The organism is Streptomyces sp. NBC_01017 (genome assembly GCF_045162795.1).
Taxonomy (GTDB): domain Bacteria; phylum Actinomycetota; class Actinomycetes; order Streptomycetales; family Streptomycetaceae; genus Streptomyces; species Streptomyces machairae.
Genome location: NZ_CP108683.1, coordinates 4380754 through 4399224, shown reverse-complemented (window position 1 = coordinate 4399224; position 18471 = coordinate 4380754). Strand labels below are relative to the sequence as shown.

The following is an 18471-nucleotide window of genomic DNA, read 5'->3' as shown; positions in this document are numbered from 1 at the left end:
CAGGCGTGACCGTCGACGACACGGGCTCCGGCGCGGGCGAGGACGGCCGGGTGGATTCCCCCGACGCCGACCCCGGCGAGGATCCGCTCGCGCTGCGCCTCGAACAGCTCATCCTCGGTGCCGAGCGGCGCTACACCCCGTTTCAGGCGGCCCGTAGCGCCGGTGTCTCCATGGAGCTGGCGTCCCGGTTCTGGCGGGCCATGGGCTTCGCCGACATCGGACAGGCCAAGGCGCTGACCGAGGCCGACGTCCTGGCGCTCAGGCGCCTCGCCGGTCTCGTCGAGGCGGGGCTGCTCAGCGAGGCCATGGCCGTGCAGGTGGCCAGATCCACCGGGCAGACCACCGCGCGTCTGGCCGACTGGCAGATCGACTCGTTCCTGGAGGGACTCACCGAGCCGCCGGAGCCGGGGATGACGCGGACCGAGGTGACGTATCCCCTGGTCGAGCTGCTCCTGCCCGAACTGGAGGAGTTCCTCGTCTACGTCTGGCGCCGCCAGCTCGCCGCCGCGACCGGCCGGGTCGTGCAGGCCGCCGACGACGAGGAGATGGTCGACCGGCGGCTGTGCGTGGGCTTCGCGGACCTCGTCGGGTTCACGCGGCTGACCCGCCGGATGGAGGAGGAGGAACTCGGCGAACTCGTCGAGGCCTTCGAGACCACCGCCGCCGACCTGGTGGCCGCGCGCGGCGGGCGACTGGTCAAGACGCTCGGCGACGAGGTGCTCTTCTCGGCCGACGACGCGGCGGTCGCCGCGGAGATCGCCCTGCGGCTCATCGAGACGATGGCCAACGACGAGACGATGCCCGAGCTGCGCGTCGGCATCGCCTTCGGCACGGTGACCACCCGAATGGGCGATGTCTTCGGTACGACCGTGAACCTCGCCTCGCGCCTGACGTCGATAGCTCCGCGTGACGCCGTCCTCGTCGACAGTGCGTTCGCCGAGGAGCTCATTCGATCGGGTGAGGCCCCGGCCTCCGAGGCGGAGGCGGCGGAGGCCGCTCTCGCGGCGGAGAAGGAAGGCGAGGAGTCGCCGGTGTACCGGTTTGCGCTTCAGCCGATGTGGCAGCGGCCGGTGCGAGGGCTCGGGGTCGTCGAGCCCTGGCTGTTGACGCGCAGGGCGTTGCCGGCGGACTGAACGCCGTTCAGCCGCCGCCGGTCACGTGGTCCACACAGAGGCCGATGATCGGGATGCACACGCTCCCGTCGTCGGGGTCGTCCGGCCGTGGGGCCGGGGGGTTCGATGCGGTCCGGCTCGGGGCCGGGGTCTTGGTAGGGGCCGGGGCCGGTTGCTGCGCCTGCCCGGTCGTGGCCGGTGCGTCCGGTGCGGGAGTGGGCGCCGCGGCGTCGTCCGCCGGGCGCCCCCGGCCGTTGGGCGGCGTGGTGGCAGGGCTGTTCGTGGTCGGTACGACGATCGTGCCCGTCGTCGGTGTTGTTCCCAGGCCGCCCATGGCGGAGGTCGCCGACGGGCTCGGCTTCGGGGTGGTCGTCGGGATCGCGGCGGCGGCGTTGGTCGCGCTGTCCGTGTCCGTACCGGGGACCGGGGTGGGGTCGGCTTCCGCCGCGCCGAGGCCGGTGACGTCGGAGTCGGGGGTCAGGCGTACGAGGCTCAGCGCGCCGGCGGCCAGGGCGAGGCCTCCCGCCGCGAGGAGGACCCTGCGGGGGCGGGGTCGGCGATGGCGGCCGCGGGGGCCGAAGAGGCGGCTCGCCTCGGTGTCCGCCGGTGCCTCGCTCGCTTCGGTACTCCGCGCCGCCGCGCCTCTCGCCTGCGGTCCTTCCGCCGTCACACCCATCACGACCCCTCCCAACGCGCTCGCGCCCCCAATGCGCTGTGGCTCGCGCACGTTATGTGCTGTCGTTGGCGGTAGGGCGGGAGTTGGGCGGGATGTCACTCGAACGGGGTGTCGGGACTCGACTCGGGAACCGCCCGCGGTGGGCCTTTCCCCGGCGGGGTCCGGCTGCGATGATCGGGGCGAGTGTTGTTAACCCGCGTTAACCGGAGGGTGTCATGAGTGAGGAGCGGTACGGGGAGTTCGTGCTGGTGCGCAGGCACGGGCCCGGACATGTCGCGGAGCTCGTACTCGACCGGCCCAAGGCCATGAACGCCGTGTCGACGGAGATGGCCCGTTCGATCGCGGGGGCGTGTGCGGCACTGGGTGCGGACAACGGCGTACGGGCCGTCGTTCTGACCTCGACGCATGAGCGGGCGTTCTGTGTCGGTGCGGATCTGAAGGAGCGGAACTCCTTCAGCGATGCGGATCTGGTGCGGCAGCGGCCGGTGGCGCGGGGGGCGTACACGGGGGTGCTGGAGTTGCCGGTGCCGACGATCGCGGCGGTGCACGGCTTCGCGCTGGGGGGCGGCTTCGAACTGGCGCTGTCCTGCGATGTGATCGTGGCCGACCGCACGGCTGTGGTGGGACTGCCCGAGGTGTCGGTCGGAGTGATTCCGGGGGGTGGGGGCACGCAGTTGCTGCCGCGCCGGGTGGGCGCGGCCAGGGCCGCGGAGCTGATCTTCACCGCGCGCCGGGTCGAGGCCGTCGAGGCCCGGGAGCTCGGGCTGGTGGATGAGCTGGTGGAAGAGGGGCAGGACCGGGAACAGGCGCTGGCCCTCGGGGCTCGGATCGCCGCGAACTCGCCGGTCGGACTGCGGGCCGCCAAGCGGGCGCTGCGGGTCGGGCACGGCATGGACCTGAGGGCCGGGCTGGAGATCGAGGACGCGGCCTGGCGGGCCACGGCGTTCTCGGGGGACCGGGCGGAGGGGGTGGCCGCGTTCAACGAGAAGCGGAAGCCCGAGTGGCCCGGCGAGTGAGGCCGGCCGGGGGGAGTGACGGTGTCTTTCGGCTTGCGGGCCGGTGCTGAGCTCCCCGTTCGCCACACCAAAGTCCCAAATCATGGCAAACCTCCCTAACCTGGAGTGATGGGTGAGGACACACGGCTCGCGGCCGTAGTGGCGTTGGCGCAGGGGATGGCGGCGGTGCACACCCCGCGGGAGTCCTGGCGGGCTGCGGCGTTCGGGGCGTGTCGGGCGCTGGCCGGGAGTTTTGCCGCGCTGTCGGTGTGGGAGCGGGAGCTCGGGCGATTGCGGGTGCTGGTCAACGTCGGGGACCGCACCCAGGGGGAGGAGGAGTTCCCCGGGGATGAGGCCTATCCCGTGCATCAGTTCCCGGAGATCACCGAGTTCCTGCATGAGCGGTGGGCCGCCGGCGGGGAGCCCAACGCCTGGGTGGAGACGGCCGAAGGTCCCGCCGCCGGGCAGCCCGGCTACTGCCACCAGCGGGTCGCCGCCCTGCGGCGGCGGGGGCGGGGGTGCTGTGTCGTCGCGCCGATCGTGCTGAACGGGCGGGCGTGGGGGGAGCTCTACGTGGCCCGGTCCGCAGGGGCTCCCGTCTTCGACCGCGGGGATGCCGACTTCGCCACCGTGCTCGCCTCCGTCGTGTCCGCCGGCCTTGCGCAGAGCGAGCGGCTGGAGGAGGCGCGGCGGCTGGCGTTCACCGACGCGCTCACCGGGCTCGCCAACCGGCGTGCCGTCGATGTGCGGTTGGAGGAGGCCATCGAGCGGCATCGCAGGGACGGGGTCGTGGTCAGCCTCGTGGTCTGCGACCTCAACGGGCTCAAGCGGGTCAACGACACCCAGGGGCATGCGGTGGGTGACCGTCTGCTGGAGCGGTTCGGGTCGGTTCTGTCGTTGTGCGGCGCCATGCTGCCCGGCGCTCTCGCGGCGCGGCTCGGCGGTGACGAGTTCTGTCTGCTGGCCGTCGGGCCGGCCGCCGACGACGTGGTGAAGGCTGCGGATGAACTGTGCCGCCGGGCCGCCGAGTTGGAGCTCGGGGAGGGGGTGGCGTGCGGGGTCGCGTCCACGGAGGATCCGATCGGGGCCGTGCCTTCTGCCCGGCGGTTGTTCCGGCTGGCCGATGCCGCGCAGTACCAGGCCAAGGCCGTGCTGTCCGACAGGCCCGTGATCGCCGGGCGGGAGGGGCCGGACGACCCGGTCGTACGCCTCGCCGACGCGGAGCCCTCCGGGGAGGGGGCGGTGGAGCGGCGGCGGTTCCGGGGGCGCCTGCCGTGAGCCGCCGGCTGTGCTGACCGGCGTGTAAGGGGTGTACCCCCCACCCACTAGTGACATCTTCGTCTTCACTGCGTACGCTCCTGAATATGGATATGCACACTGTGGTGGTGGGGACGTCCGGGGTCACCGCGTCCGACGTCCTTGCCGTGGCGCGGGGTGGGGCCCGGGTCGAGCTGTCGGAGGAGGCGGTCGCGGCGCTGGCTGCGGCTCGCGGGATCGTGGATGCGCTGGCGGCCAAGCCCGAGCCCGTCTATGGCGTGTCCACCGGCTTCGGCGCCCTGGCGACCCGGCACATCAGCCAGGAGCTGCGGGCACAGCTGCAGCGCAACATCGTTCGTTCGCACGCGGCGGGGATGGGGCCGCGGGTGGAGCGGGAGGTCGTACGGGCCCTGATGTTCCTGCGGCTCAAGACCGTCTGCTCGGGGCACACGGGAGTACGGCCGGAGGTCGCGCAGACCATGGCCGACGTGCTCAACGCCGGGATCACGCCCGTCGTCCACGAGTACGGCTCCCTCGGCTGCTCCGGTGACCTCGCTCCCCTCTCGCACTGCGCCCTCACACTGATGGGGGAGGGGGACGCCGAAGGCCCGGACGGGAGCGTGCGGCCCGCCGGTGAGCTGCTTGCCGCGCACGGCATCGCCCCCGTCGAACTGCGTGAGAAGGAGGGGCTCGCCCTCCTCAACGGCACCGACGGCATGCTCGGCATGCTCGTCATGGCCCTCGCCGACCTGGACGCGCTCTACAAGTCCGCCGACGTCACCGCAGCGCTCAGCCTCGAAGCGCTGCTCGGGACCGACAAGGTGCTCGCGCCCGAACTGCACGCCATCCGGCCGCACCCGGGACAGGGCGCCTCCGCCGCCAACATGCTCGCCGTGCTGAAGGGTTCGGAGCTGACCGGGCATCACCAGGACGACGCTCCCCGCGTCCAGGACGCCTACTCGGTGCGCTGCGCCCCGCAGGTCGCCGGCGCCGGGCGCGACACCCTGGCGCACGCACGGCTCGTCGCCGAGCGGGAACTCGCCTCCGCCGTCGACAACCCGGTCGTGCTGCCCGACGGACGCGTGGAGTCCAACGGCAACTTCCACGGGGCGCCCGTCGCCTACGTGCTCGACTTCCTCGCCATCGCCGTCGCCGACCTCGCCTCCATCGCCGAGCGGCGTACCGACCGGCTGCTCGACAAGAACCGCAGCCACGGGCTGCCGCCGTTCCTGGCCGACGACGCCGGTGTCGACTCGGGTCTGATGATCGCCCAGTACACGCAGGCGGCGCTGGTGAGCGAGCTGAAGAGGCTGGCCGTTCCGGCGTCCGCCGACTCGATTCCCTCCTCCGCCATGCAGGAGGACCACGTCTCCATGGGCTGGTCGGCCGCACGCAAGCTCCGTACCGCCGTCGACAACCTCACGCGCGTCCTGGCCATCGAGCTCTACGCCGCCACCCGCGCCATAGAACTGAGGGAGGGGCTCGCCCCCGCGCCGGCCTCGCAGGCGGTCATCGACGCCGTACGGGACGCCGGGGTCCAGGGCGCCGGGCCCGACCGGTTCCTGGCACCCGACCTCGCCGCGGCCGACGCGTTCGTGCGCGGCGGGGAGCTGGTCACCGCCGCGGAGAAGGTCACCGGGCCGCTCCAGTGACAAGCGAAGGGGCCCTGTCGTACGACCGACAGGGCCCCGACGCCGCTTGAGCGGGTTACTTCTGGAGCCGGTTACTTCAGCTTGGCGCTCTGGGCGTCGATCAGGGCGGCCGGGACGTCGTACGGCTTGTCCGTGAACATCAGGCCGAGGTTGATCGTGTAGTACGTGGCGATGGTGCTGCCGTGCCGCACCACCTCGATGTGCGTGGTGCCCGTGTCGCCGTCCTGCTCACTGACCGCGGTGAACGCCACGGACTCGTCACCGGCACCGGACGCCTTCTCCGCGGTGATCTTGGTGAGCTTCTGGTCGCTGCCCTGCATGGTGACGGGGAAGCCGCCGGAGCAGCTCTTCACCGCGTCCGACACGGACTTGAAGGTCTCGGTGGCGCCGTCACCGTCGTACGAGGACAGGCCCACGACCGTCATGTTGAGGCTCATCGCGTTGGTGAGAGAGTCCTCGATCTCGCCCTCGCCCAGGTCCTCGAGGGACTTGGAGGCGTTGTCGGTGGGCTTCTCTTTCTTCTCGCGGGTCATGACGGCCGCGTTCGACGCCGAATCGCCCGGCGGCAGCCCGCCCATGGCGTAGGCCAGCGGTGTGCACTGCGCCTCGCTGCTCTTGATCTGGTCCTTGGACTTCGGCAACTGCTTGCCGGACGCGTCCACCTCGTAACCCTCGACATCGCTCTGCGCGATGATCGCCTTCTTCAACTCCGCGGCGCTGAGCGCCTTCGCGGCCTGCCCGTCCGACCCGTTCGAGTCGTCCGACCCCCCACCGCAACCCGTGACAAGGGCGAGCGACAGTGCGCTCACGGCAACCGTGGCGGCTGCACGCACGCCCGATGATCTCTTCATGGGCGGACTATGAAGCCGATGTGAAGGAATCGTCAAGTGAATTCAGAAGCCGAGGCGTTCCCGGCGTACCGAGTAGGCGACGAAGCCCGCGCCCAGCGCGAGGAACACGGTCCCGCCGACGATGTACGGCGTGGTGTCGAAGCTTCCGGTGTCGGCGAGCCGGGTGCCGTCCCCGGTGCTGTCGTCGGCGCTCGCGGACGCGGCCCGTGCCTGCTGGGTGACCTGGGCCGTGGGTATCGCCGTGGGCTCCGTTCTCGCCGGCCCGTCGCCCGTGGCGTTCGCGGAGGGTACGAACCACAGGGCGCCCAGCAGGGCTCCCGCGGCGGTGGCGGTCAGCAGCGATCGGCGTGCGGTGGACGTCGATCGATGAGCGGCGGACACGGAATATCGATCCCCTTGTGGCGCTGGCGAATTGGCCGTGTGGGGCGATGTTAGTGAAAGTCGCGGGTCACGGGAAAGTCACGGGAGAAAAGGGCCGTACTCTCCGGGCATGAGTACTGCAGAAACATCACGGTTTGTACGGCTTCGCGTGGAGCTCGTCCTCGAAGTGGACGAGCGGGACGCCGTGACCAAGGCCGCCCTGCGGCGGATCGCCGACGACGTCACCATGCCGGTCGACGAACGAGCCCACGCCGAAGCCGCTGTGACGGAAGACACTGCCGAGGCCCTCGCCTATCTCGTTGATCCGTTCGACCTGGTCAGCGAGGTGCCGGGAGTCGAGCTCGCACAGGCCTCCTGGTCCAGCGAGCGGATCGACTACGACCCGGATTCGCCGGAGTGGGACCTCGGCGAGGATGATGGTGAGGAGGACTTCGACCGCGAAGTGGCCGAGCGGGCCGGCTGAGGCGTCTTGGGGAAATCGTGACCCCGGGCGGCAACCGCCGCCCGGGGTTTCGTCGTCTCATGGGGCGCACTGACCGAAACCCGCACCACCTGCGTTCAGCAGACGTGGTGTGCCCCACACATGCGGGGAATGTGGAACGGGATGAACCGGTCGTAGCGTTGAAGATCCTTGACGGGGACTCTCGGGGTTCTGGGGATTCGGGAAGATGGAGAAGCGTGTGATGACGAACAGTAGGCGGCGCAAGGGCCTGACGGTCGCGTCCGCACTGCTCGGCGGTGTCCTGGTGCTCTCGGCCTGCTCCGGCGGCGACAGTGCCTCCGGCAGCGACGGGGGCGACTCCTCGCAGGCCAAGGTCGACGAGGCGGCTGCCAAAAAGACCTCCGAGGCCCAGATCAAGATCAAGCCCGAGGACGGCACCGACAACGCCTCCATCAACAACTCCGCCGCCGTCACCGTGAGCAAGGGCACGCTCACCGAGGTGACGATGACCACCGCCGAGGGCGCCGCGGTCGAGGGCGAGATATCCGCCGACAAGACCAGCTGGAAGCCCAGCGCCCAGCTGGAGCGCTCGACCACCTACAAGATCTCGGTGACCGCGAAGGACACGAAGGGCCTGGACGCCCACGAGAACGCCTCCTTCACCACGGTCTCCCCGAAGAACAGCTTCCTCGGCTACTTCACGCCGGAGGACGGCTCGACCGTCGGCGTCGGCATGCCCGTGTCGATCAACTTCGACAAGTCGATCAGCAACAAGGCTGCCGTCCAGAAGGGCGTCACCGTCTCCACCACCAGCGGTCAGGAAGTCGCCTGTCACTGGTTCAACGACACCCGCATGGACTGCCGGCCCGACGAGTACTGGCAGGAGGGCTCGACCGTCACCCTGAAGATGGCCCTGGACGGGGTCGAGGGCGCCGACGGTGTCTACGGCGTCCAGGAGAAGACGGTCACCTTCAAGATCGGCCGCAACCAGGTCTCCTACGTCGACGCGAAGACCAAGCAGATGAAGGTCACGCAGGACGGCAAGACCATCAAGACCATCCCGATCTCGGCCGGTTCCCCGGAGAACAAGACCTACCAGGGCGTCATGGTGATGTCCGAGAAGTTCAAGGAGACGCGCATGAACGGCGCGACCGTGGGCTTCACGGACGACGACGGCAAGGGCGAGTACGACATCAAGGACGTGCCGCACGCCATTCGCCTCAGCGGCTCCGGCACCTTCATCCACGGCAACTACTGGGGTGCGAAGTCCATCTTCGGCAGCGTGAACACCAGCCACGGCTGCGTGGGCCTGTCCGACACCAAGGGCGCCAACGACAAGGGCACCGCGGGCTACTGGTTCTACAACAACTCGATCGTCGGTGACGTCGTGGTCGTCCAGAACACCGGCGACAAGACGATCGCGCCGGACAACGGCCTCAACGGCTGGAACATGGACTGGGCGCAGTGGAAGGCCGGTTCGGCCGCCTGATCCGTCCCGCGCGCGTAGCCGCCGCACAGTCCCCTCACAACTGACCGATGCCGCCCCCAGGGGCGGCATCGGTGTTTTGGGGGCTGCTCCCAGCCTTCTCATCCATCTCTTATTTCGGCCTTATCCCTTCATCACGCGCCGTACCTACTTTGCGGCGCATGTTCTTCACCTACCTGAGGCGCGAGCTGCGCCGCCGCAGAAAGGCGGCCCTCGTCGTCGCCTCCGGACTCGCGCTGGGCATCGCGCTGGTCATCGTGGTCAACTCCGTGTCCTCCGGCATGAGCAAGGCCCAGGACAAGGTCCTGCAGTCCCTGTGCGGCCTGGGCACGGACATGACCGTCACCAAGGCCGCCGAGCCGGCCGCGAGCAGTTCCGAGCGGCCGCGCTTCCAGTTCGACGCCCGGGAAGACGGCTCCGACGAGGAGCAGTCCACCGACCGTGTCATGGTCCAGGGCTTCCAGACGCTCGCGAGCTCGACCGTGACCAAGGTCGGTGCGCAGAGCGGTGTCTCGGACGCCGTCGGCGGGCTGAGCCTTCAGGTCGTCAAGGTCAGCGGGCAGTTCACGCGGGGGCAGTTCCAGCAGGACCAGAGCGGCAGCGGGGGCCGGCAGGGCGGCGGGCCCGGGCAGGGCGGGGGCGGCAGCAGCCAGCCGCAGGGCGAAGTGCGGGGCGGCGGAGCCGACTTCGACGTCAACAGCTACTCCGTCTACGGCGCCGACGTCACCAAGCCCGCGCTCGGCCCGCTGACGTCCTCGAAGGTCACCAGCGGTCGTACGTTCAAGTCGTCGGAGACCAACGCGAAGGTCGTGGTCGCCGACACCTCCTACGCCAAGGAGAAGAAGCTCAAGGTCGGCTCCACCGTCACCGTCAAGGGCACCAAGTTCACGGTGATCGGCATCGCCACGCCCGACAGCGGCGACGCGGCGGCCAACCTGTACATCCCGCTGAAGCGGGCGCAGACGCTCGCCGACGCGAAGGACAAGGTCACCACCATCTACGTCAAGGCGTCCGACTCGCAGCAGATCGACGCCGTCAAGTCGGCCATTCAGAAGAACATCTCCGGTACGACGGTGACGACCTCCGCGGACCTCGCGGACACGGTGTCCGGCTCCCTGTCCACGGCGTCCTCCCTCGCCACCAGCGTCGGCAAGTGGCTCTCCATCGCGGTGCTCATCGCCGCGTTCCTGGTGGCCGGGCTGCTGACCTCCTCGGCGGTGTCGCGCCGGGTACGGGAGTTCGGCACGCTGAAGGCGCTGGGCTGGAAGTCGGGCCGGGTGACCCGGCAGGTGGTCGGCGAGGCGATCGTGAACGGGCTGCTGGGCGGGGCACTGGGCATCGCGATCGGCCTTGCGGGAGCGTACGTCGTGACGGCCATCAGCCCGACGCTGCAAGCCCAGTTGGGCGGGGGTGGCGGTGGCGGCGGCATGGGCGGCGGCCCGGGCGGGGGTGGCTTCGGGGGCGGCGGCCCCGGGCGGCAGACGGCAAGCACGACACTCGACGTCGCCCTGACGGCACCGGTGAGCCTCACGACGGTCGCGCTGGCGGTCGGGCTCGCGGTGACGGGTGGGCTGATCGCGGGCGCGTTCGGCGGCTGGCGCGCGTCACGGCTGCGCCCGGCGGACGCACTGCGGCGCGTCGAGTAGCCGACGTCGGCGGGGGCTGGGCCGAGGCCGGCCGTGGCTCGGCGGGACTGCAACCCCCCAAGGGGCGCGGGGAACTGCGCCACCAGCCCCCACTCACCCGCAGCCGAAAACGACGCGAACCACCCCCGAACCTCACCCCACCCAGGAGCACCCCATGTACGAACTCAGAAGCGTCACCAAGCGCTACACCCGAGGCAAGGAATCCATCCACGCCCTCGACGGAGTGGACCTCACCATCGCCGACGGCGACCGGCTCGTCATCCAGGGCCCCACCGGCGGCGGCAAGTCCACCCTGCTCCAGATGATCGGTGCCCTGGACCGGCCGACCTCCGGCGAGGTCGTGCTGGACGGCACCGACCTGGCCAAGCTCTCCGAGACCCGGCTGACAAAGGTCCGCAGCGAGAACATCGGCTTCGTCTTCCAGTCGTTCAACCTCATCCCCACCCTCACCGCACAGGAGAACGTGGAGACCGCCCTCGTCCCCCTCGGGGTCAAGGCGAAGGCGCGGCGCGAACGGGCCGCCGAGGCGCTGCACTCCGTAGGCCTGGGCGAGCGGCTCGGACACCTCCCGTCCGAGATGTCCGGCGGCCAGCAGCAACGCGTCGCGATAGCCAGAGCACTCGTCAAGCAGCCCAAGGTTCTGCTCGCCGACGAACCCACCGGAAACCTCGACGAGTCGATGCGCGACGAGATCATGGACGTACTCGAACGCATGTGGAAGGAGCTCGGGTTGACCTTCATCATGGTCACCCACGACTCGGCGATCGCGAAAAAGGCCCCGCGGCTGGCGACCATCCGCAAGGGGCGGATCACTGTCAAGGAGAACGCGGGGGCGTAACCCGGCGACTGCGTAACGGAGTTCGCGCCGTCGCGTAACAGTCGGCCGGCGTGCTTCTTACCTTCTTCTCATCTCTTGAGGTGTCTGATCGCCCCTCGGCATACTCCGTATTCCGGGGGGCGGCGCGCATGCGTACGGGACCTCCCCCGGCCGGGTGAACGGGGTAATTCGCCCGGACCTTCTGCAAGGGGGAAACTTGCGCAGACAATTCAAAAGAGTAGGCGCGGCCTCTGTCGCCACGGCCGCCGCCGTCGCCCTCGCCGCGGGAATGACCAGCCCGGCGTCGGCCGAACCGGAGCAGCGCCCGTCCGGCGCCGCTGCCTCGCTCACGTCCCCCCACCGCATCACCCTGATCACGGGTGACCGGGTCTCCGTCGACTCCAAGGGCCGCGTGGTCGGCATGGAGCGGGCGAAGGGGCGCGAGCACATACCCGTACAGATCCGCAAGGTCGACGGACGCACGCTGGTGATACCCGCCGACGCGGCCCGGCTGGTCGCCACCGGCCGGCTCGACCGGCGACTGTTCGACATCTCCGAGCTCAACAAGTCCGCGAGCCGCGCCTCCCAGGCCAAGGGCCTCAAGGTGATCGTCGGCTACCAGGGCGCCGCCGCCGGCGCCAAGGCGGACGTCCGAGACGCGGGCAAGCTCCGCCGGACCCTGAAGTCCCTGAACGCGGACGCGGTGCAGACCCCGCACCGGGACACGCCCGAACTGTGGGACGCGCTCACCAACGGCGACAAGGCGGCCTCCGGCATCGCGCACGTCTGGCTCGACGGCGTCCGCAAGGCCAGCCTCGACAAGTCCGTGGCGCAGATCGGCGCCCCCAAGGCGTGGGCGGCCGGCTACGACGGCAAGGGCGTCAAGATCGCCGTCCTGGACACCGGGGTCGACGCGACCCACCCGGACCTCAAGGACCAGGTCGTCGCGGCGAAGAACTTCACCCCCGCCGCCACCGCCGAGGACAAGGTCGGCCACGGCACGCACGTCGCGTCCATCGCGGCGGGCACCGGCGCCAGGTCCGGCGGCAAGTACAAGGGCGTGGCGCCCGGCGCCGACATCCTCAACGGCAAGGTCCTCGACGACGGCGGCTTCGGCGACGACTCCGGCATCCTCGCCGGCATGGAGTGGGCGGCCGACCAGGGCGCCCAGGTCGTCAACATGAGCCTCGGCGGCGGCGACACCCCGGAGATCGACCCGCTGGAGGCGACGGTCAACAAGCTGTCCGCCGAGAAGGGCATCCTCTTCGCGATCGCGGCGGGCAACTCCGGTCCGGAGACGGTCGGTTCGCCCGGCAGCGCGGACGCCGCGCTCACGGTCGGTGCCGTCGACGACAAGGACGTCCTCGCGCCCTGGTCCAGCACCGGCCCCCGGCTCGGCGACGGCGCGATCAAGCCGGACGTGACCGCGCCGGGCGTGGCCATCACGGCGGCGTCCGCCAAGGGCAGCCTCATCGAGCAGGAGGTCGGCGAGAACCCGCCCGGCTACCTGACCATCGAGGGCACGTCCATGGCGACCCCGCATGTCGCGGGCGCGGCGGCGATCCTCAAGCAGCAGCACCCGGACTGGACGTACACCGAGCTCAAGGGTGCCCTCACCGGTTCCACCAAGGGCGGCAAGTACACGCCGTTCCAGCAGGGTTCGGGCCGTATCCAGGTGGACAAGGCCATCAAGCAGGACGTGATCGCCGACCCGGTGTCGGTGAGCTTCGGCACGCAGGCGTGGCCGCACACCGACGACAAGCCCGTCACCAAGGAGCTGACGTACCGCAACCTCGGTACGAAGGACGTCACGCTCCAGCTCGCCGAGACGGCCACCAACCCCAAGGGCCAGGCGGCTCCGGCCGGGTTCTTCAAGCTCGGCGCGACGAAGGTGACGGTCCCGGCGGGCGGCAAGGCCTCCGTCGGCTTCACCGTCGACACCAAGCTGGGCGGCACGGTCGACGGCGCCTACTCCGCGTACGTGACGGCGACGGGCGGCGGGCAGAGCGTCCGTACGGCCGCCGCGGTGCAGCGTGAGATCGAGTCGTACGACGTCACCGTCAAGCACATCGGCAAGGACGGCAAGCCGGCCCCCGAGTACCTCACCGACCTGATCGGCTACTCGGGTCTGGCGACGGACCGTGCCTTCCAGGTGCCGGTCACCGAGTCCGGCGTGACCAAGATGCGGCTGCCCAAGGGCACGTATCTGATGGATGCCTGGATCGCCAAGGACTGGGTGAACTTCGAGGGCGGCCTCGACTGGGTCGTCCAGCCGAAGCTGAGCGTCACCAAGAACACCTCCGTGACGATCGACGCCCGCACCACCAAGTCGGCCGACATCACCGTGCCGGACGCGCAGGCCAAGCAGGTGCTCGCCGGCACCAACTACTTCTATGCCCCGGCCGGTATCGGCATCGGCGTCGGCCTCGCCTCCTTCGCCGACCTGCGCCTGGCGCACCTCGGCCCGGAGATCCCGAGCGGTCTGACCCAGACCTGGAACGGGCAGTGGACCAAGGGTGACGCCGCCGAGTACGACGTCGCCACCACCGCCAAGGTCAAGAAGGTCCAGGGCGACAAGGTCCGCCACTTCAAGGCGGGCGAGCTCGCCAAGGTGAAGAACGACCTGGGTGCCTCGGCTCCGGGCAAGAGCGGCGCGCTGATGCCCCTGGGGGCCTTCCCCGAGGACGTCGTGTTCGGCACGCCGGTCGAGCAGAAGCTGCCGGGCTCGCGGACGCTGTACCTGTCGACGTCGGACAAGGTCCAGTGGACGTGGGACTTCCAGCAGTACGCCGGCAAGGACGCGGACGGCTTCCCGGTCATCGACGCGTTCTACACGCTGGGCACGCCGCAGACCTTCAAGGCGGGCCAGAGCTACTCGAAGACCTTCAACACGGCGGTCTTCGGCCCGCACATCAACAAGGAATTCGGCCTGTTCCGCCAGGGCAACGACCTCTACGGTTTCCTGCCGCTGTTCGCCGACGCGAGCAAGCACGCCGGCTCGTCGGACTTCACGGCGGTGACCACGAACCTGTACCGCAACGGCACCAAGCTCGCCTCCAACGACGACCCGCTCTTCGGCGAGCAGGCCTTCACCGTTCCGGCCGCGGACGCCGAGTACAAGCTGACGACCTCGGTCAAGCGCAGCGTCAAGGTCGCGGCCGCGTCCACGCGGATCGACGCGAGCTGGACCTTCCGCTCCAAGAAGTCGACCGCGGACCGGGTCACGCTCCCGGCCTCCACGGTCCGCTTCGGCGCCAAGACCGGACCGGACAGCCGGGTCGAGGCCGACAAGAAGGTGACGTTCCCGGTCACCGTCGTCGGCGCGGCCTCGGGCAGCAACCTCAAGTCGCTGCACGTGTACGTGTCGTACGACTACGGCCAGACCTGGAAGAAGCTCGACGTCAAGAACGGCAAGATCACCGTGAAGAACCCGGCGAAGGGGAAGGCCGTCTCCTTCCACGCCAAGGTCGCCGACAAGAAGGGCAACAAGTCGACGATCTCGATCTACAACGCGTACTACGGCAAGTGAGCCACGGTTAACCGGCTGAGCCGATAGCGAACCGTCCGCCGGAAGTGCAGCTTCCGGCGGGCGGTTCGTGTTTCCGTGAGGCCATGACGGCTCACACGGTGGAATACATCCGGTACCGCATCCCCGAGCAGAAGTCGGCCGAGTTCCTGGCCGCCTACACCCGCGCCGCGGCCCAGCTCGCCGCGTCCCCGCACTGCGTCGACTACGAACTCGCCCGCTGCGAGGACGACTTCGAGCACTTCATCCTGCGCATCACCTGGACGTCGACCCAGGACCACCTGGAGGGCTTCCGCGAGTCGGAACTGTTCCCCGACTTCCTCGCCGAGATCCGCCCTTACATCCCGCACATCCAGGAGATGCGCCACTACAAGCCGACGACGGTACGCGGCGCGGGCGCGTCGGTGCCGACGCTGTACGCCTGGGCGGGCGGCGCGGAGGCGTTCGCCCGGCTGACCTCGGCGTTCTACGACAAGGTCCTCAAGGACGACCTCCTGGCCCCGCTGTTCGCCGACCTCGACCCGGCCCACGCGGAACACGTGGCCCTGTGGCTCGGCGAGGTCTTCGGCGGCCCGCCCGCCTACTCCGAGACCCAGGGCGGCCACGGCCACATGGTCGCCAAGCACATGGGCCGCGGCATCACCGAGCCCCAGCGCCGCCGCTGGGTCAACCTCATCCAGGACGCCGCCGACGAGGCCGGCCTGCCGACGGACGCGGAGTTCCGCTCGGCGTTCCTGGCGTACGTGGAGTGGGGGACCCGGCTGGCGGTGTACTTCTCCGGCCCGGACGCGGTGCCGCCGGCGGAGCAGCCGGTGCCCAGGTGGAACTGGGGGGTCATGCCGCCGTATCAGGGGTGAGGCTCGGTGCGGGGCTTCAGCGCGGGGCGTCAGTCGCCGCTGCCGTACGGCCTCGTCAGGATCTCCAGGTTGTGGCCGTTCGGGTCATCGAAGTATGCGCCGCGACCGCCGTCGTTGTGGTTGATCTCGCCGGGGCGGCGGTGGTAGGGGTCGGCCCAGAACGTCAGACCGGCCTCCCGTATCCGGCCGAAGATCGTGTCGAACTCGTCCTCCGACACCAGGAACGCGTAGTGCTGCGCCGTGATCGTGCCGGGCGAGTCCAGGTAGTCCAGGGTCACACCGTTGGGGATCTCGACCGGGATGAAGGGGCCGTACTGCGGGCTCACCTCCAGGCCCAGGATGTCGGCGAGAAACCGGGCCGAGGCCTTCTTGTCGTGCGCGGCGACGATGGTGTGGTTCAGCTGGACGGTCATGGGGGGCTGCCTCCTCGTGTGCACGGTTCGGACGGGCTCCTGGTTTCACGGTAGGCAGGGCCGCCGCACGGCACATCGGTCCTGAGGAGGGGCGGCCGTACTCCTCCGGTGCTCCGTCCCTCCACGAGCCGGGTACGCCGAAGGCCCCGGAGCGGTGCCGCTCCGGGGCCCTGGAACAGGGAACGAACGATCAGATCGTCGCCGTGTCGATCACGAAGCGGTACCGCACGTCGCTGTTCAGCACCCGCTCGTACGCCTCGTTGATCTCGGAGGCGGCGATCAGCTCGATCTCGGCGCCCAGGCCGTGCTCGGCGCAGAAGTCCAGCATCTCCTGGGTCTCCTGGATGCCGCCGATGCCGGAGCCGGCGAGGGTCTTGCGACCGCCGATCACCGAGAAGAGGTTGAGCGCGACGGGCTCCTCGGGCGCGCCGACGTTCACGAACGCGCCGTCCGTCCTGAGGAGGGACAGGAACTGGTCCAGGTTCAGCGGGGCCGAGACCGTGGACAGGATCAGGTCGAAGGTGCCGCGCAGCTCCTCGAAGGTCTTCGGGTCGCTGGTGGCGTAGTAGTGGTCCGCGCCCAGCTTCAGCCCGTCGTCCTGCTTGCGCAGGGACTGCGACAGGACCGTCACCTCGGCGCCGAGCGCGTGCGCGATCTTCACGCCCATGTGGCCGAGGCCGCCCATGCCGAGGATCGCGACCTTCTTGCCGGGGCCGGCGTTCCAGTGCCTGAGCGGGGAGTACGTGGTGATGCCGGCGCACAGGAGCGGCGCGGCGACGTCGAGGGAGAGGCCGTCGGGGATGCGGAGGACGAAGTTCTCGTCGACGACGACCTTCTGCGAGTAGCCGCCGTAGGTGGGCTCGCCGTCCTTGCCGACGGCGTTGTACGTGCCGACGACGCCGCCGGTGCAGTACTGCTCCAGGCCGGCCCTGCAGTTCTCGCACTCGCGGCAGGAGTCGACCAGGCAGCCGACGCCCACACGGTCGCCGACCTGGTACTTGGTGACCCCGGAGCCGACCTCTGAGACGATGCCCGCGATCTCGTGACCGGGGACCATCGGGAAGATCGCCTCGCCCCAGCCCTCGCGGGCCTGGTGGATGTCGGAGTGGCAGATACCGGCGAACTTGATGTCGATCAGGACGTCGAACTCGCCGACCTCACGGCGCTCGATCGTGGTGCGCTCCAGCGGAGCCTTGGCGGCGGGTGCTGCGTATGCGGCAACGGTGGTCATGCCGGGGTTCTCCTAGCGGGGGTTCTGCGCCCGGCTGCCTTCTGGTCTGGTTCTGCTTCCGTCCGGGCACGGCATTCAGCCTGGTGGAGAGCGCAGAAAGTACCCAGACCCCGGTTGTACGTACGTCCGCCGGTCCTACCACTGACGGGGACAGGCTGGTGTGCGTACGACCGGGAATACTTGAGGCATGGACGATAAGCCCGAATCGATGAGGGGAGCCGCCGACACCGGCGCGAGCCTGGACCGGCGCGCCGAGCTCAGCGAGTTCCTGCGCACCCGGCGTGCCCGGCTGAAGCCGGAGGACGTCGGGCTGCCGGACTTCGGGCGGCACCGCAGGGTGCCGGGCCTGCGGCGCGAGGAGCTGGCACAGCTGGCCGGGGTGTCCGTGGCCTACTACACGCGCCTGGAGCAGGGCAACGGGCGGAACGTCTCGGCGGAGGTCCTGGACGCGATCGCCCGTGCCCTGCGCCTGAGCGACGCCGAGCACTCGCACCTCACGCATCTCGCGAAGCCGAAGCAGCACAAGAAGAAGCCGGCCAAGCGGACGGAGCAGGTGCGGCCGGCGCTGCGGCAGCTGCTGGACTCGATCGACGGCGTCCCCGCGTACGTCTCGGGCCGGCGCTCGGACATCCTCGCCTGGAACCGGATGGCGGCGGCGGTCTTCGGCGACTGGTCGGAGCTGCCGGCGCAGGAGCGGAACTGGGCGCGGCTGGTGTTCCTGAAGCCCGAGTACCGCGATCTGTTCGTGGAATGGGACCAGAAGGCGTCCGACATGGTCGCCTTCCTGCGCATGGACGCCGGCTGCCACGCCGACGACCCGCGGCTGTCCGCCCTGGTCGGCGAACTCTCCCTCAAGAGCGAGGAGTTCCGGCGGCTGTGGGCCAACCACGACGTCAAGGAGAAGAGCTACGGCGTCAAGCGCCTGCGGCACCCGCTGGTGGGCGAACTGACCCTGAACTTCGAGTCGTTCCGCCTGTCCGACGGCACGGAACAGGTCCTGATCACGTACCACGCGGAGCCGGGGTCACCGTCGGCGGAGGCGCTGAGGCTGCTGGCCAGCTGGGGCGCGGACGCGACGAAGGCGGGGGCGGCCGGGGCGGCGGGGGCTACGGGGACGTCGGGGGCGTAG

The 18471-nt window shown here is 70.0% G+C and carries 16 protein-coding genes; 11 read left to right on the top strand and 5 right to left on the bottom strand.

Translation table 11 applies throughout. The features are described 5' to 3' along the window. The first annotated feature begins 5 nt into the window (after positions 1–5). On the top strand, positions 6–1133 hold the full coding sequence (locus tag OG331_RS19830) for an adenylate/guanylate cyclase domain-containing protein (protein ID WP_328879669.1): 1128 nt from the start codon (positions 6–8) through the stop codon (positions 1131–1133). Between the two features lie 7 nt (positions 1134–1140). Here the strand turns inward: OG331_RS19830 and OG331_RS19825 are convergent, their stop codons facing one another. Further along, positions 1141–1788: a hypothetical protein gene (locus OG331_RS19825; protein ID WP_406198040.1), complete on the bottom strand. Its 648-nt coding sequence runs from the start codon at positions 1786–1788 to the stop codon at positions 1141–1143. Between the two features lie 215 nt (positions 1789–2003). Between OG331_RS19825 and OG331_RS19820 the strand changes: the two genes are divergently transcribed. The 3 genes from OG331_RS19820 (at position 2004) to hutH (ending at position 5692) form a co-directional block, all read left to right on the top strand. Then, entirely contained in the window at positions 2004–2804 is an 801-nt protein-coding gene (locus OG331_RS19820) for an enoyl-CoA hydratase/isomerase family protein (RefSeq protein ID WP_406198038.1), read from the top strand. 108 nt (positions 2805–2912) lie between these two features. Then, on the top strand, positions 2913–4061 hold the full coding sequence (locus OG331_RS19815) for a diguanylate cyclase domain-containing protein (RefSeq protein WP_406198036.1): 1149 nt from the start codon (positions 2913–2915) through the stop codon (positions 4059–4061). Positions 4062–4153: 92 nt separating this feature from the next. Next, positions 4154–5692 (top strand): histidine ammonia-lyase, encoded by a 1539-nt coding sequence (gene hutH / locus OG331_RS19810; protein ID WP_406210145.1) that lies wholly within the window; start codon positions 4154–4156, stop codon positions 5690–5692. 71 nt (positions 5693–5763) lie between these two features. Here hutH and OG331_RS19805 read toward each other — a convergent pair whose 3' ends face one another. Both OG331_RS19805 and OG331_RS19800 read right to left on the bottom strand, forming a co-directional pair. Then, positions 5764–6543, bottom strand: a complete 780-nt coding sequence (locus tag OG331_RS19805; RefSeq protein WP_406198034.1) for a hypothetical protein — start codon at positions 6541–6543, stop codon at positions 5764–5766. A gap of 42 nt (positions 6544–6585) precedes the next feature. After that, positions 6586–6924, bottom strand: coding sequence for an LAETG motif-containing sortase-dependent surface protein (locus tag OG331_RS19800; RefSeq protein ID WP_406198032.1), 339 nt, complete (start codon positions 6922–6924; stop codon positions 6586–6588). Between the two features lie 109 nt (positions 6925–7033). Between OG331_RS19800 and OG331_RS19795 the strand changes: the two genes are divergently transcribed. The 6 genes from OG331_RS19795 to OG331_RS19770 all read left to right on the top strand — a co-directional run bounded on the left by OG331_RS19795 (position 7034) and on the right by OG331_RS19770 (position 15698). Continuing rightward, entirely contained in the window at positions 7034–7387 is a 354-nt protein-coding gene (locus tag OG331_RS19795; protein ID WP_328879664.1) for a hypothetical protein, read from the top strand. 220 nt (positions 7388–7607) lie between these two features. Continuing rightward, entirely contained in the window at positions 7608–8855 is a 1248-nt protein-coding gene (locus OG331_RS19790; RefSeq protein WP_406198028.1) for an Ig-like domain-containing protein, read from the top strand. Between the two features lie 158 nt (positions 8856–9013). Next, positions 9014–10498: an ABC transporter permease gene (locus OG331_RS19785; RefSeq protein ID WP_406198025.1), complete on the top strand. Its 1485-nt coding sequence runs from the start codon at positions 9014–9016 to the stop codon at positions 10496–10498. A 154-nt stretch (positions 10499–10652) separates the two neighbouring features. Next, positions 10653–11336, top strand: coding sequence for an ABC transporter ATP-binding protein (locus OG331_RS19780; protein ID WP_406198023.1), 684 nt, complete (start codon positions 10653–10655; stop codon positions 11334–11336). Positions 11337–11532: 196 nt separating this feature from the next. Beyond that, positions 11533–14844 (top strand): S8 family peptidase, encoded by a 3312-nt coding sequence (locus OG331_RS19775; RefSeq protein ID WP_406198020.1) that lies wholly within the window; start codon positions 11533–11535, stop codon positions 14842–14844. A gap of 83 nt (positions 14845–14927) precedes the next feature. After that, positions 14928–15698 carry a group II truncated hemoglobin gene (locus tag OG331_RS19770; protein WP_406198017.1) on the top strand — a complete coding sequence of 257 codons (771 nt, stop codon included), beginning with the start codon at positions 14928–14930 and terminating at the stop codon, positions 15696–15698. A gap of 29 nt (positions 15699–15727) precedes the next feature. Here OG331_RS19770 and OG331_RS19765 read toward each other — a convergent pair whose 3' ends face one another. Both OG331_RS19765 and OG331_RS19760 read right to left on the bottom strand, forming a co-directional pair. Beyond that, on the bottom strand, positions 15728–16111 hold the full coding sequence (locus tag OG331_RS19765) for a VOC family protein (RefSeq protein ID WP_406198015.1): 384 nt from the start codon (positions 16109–16111) through the stop codon (positions 15728–15730). Positions 16112–16301: 190 nt separating this feature from the next. Beyond that, a complete protein-coding gene (locus OG331_RS19760) occupies positions 16302–17342 on the bottom strand; it encodes an NAD(P)-dependent alcohol dehydrogenase (protein ID WP_406198013.1) in 1041 nt (346 codons plus the stop codon). Between the two features lie 187 nt (positions 17343–17529). On the opposite strand from OG331_RS19760, the gene OG331_RS19755 reads away from it, so the two are divergent. Next, positions 17530–18471 (top strand): helix-turn-helix domain-containing protein, encoded by a 942-nt coding sequence (locus tag OG331_RS19755; protein WP_406198010.1) that lies wholly within the window; start codon positions 17530–17532, stop codon positions 18469–18471.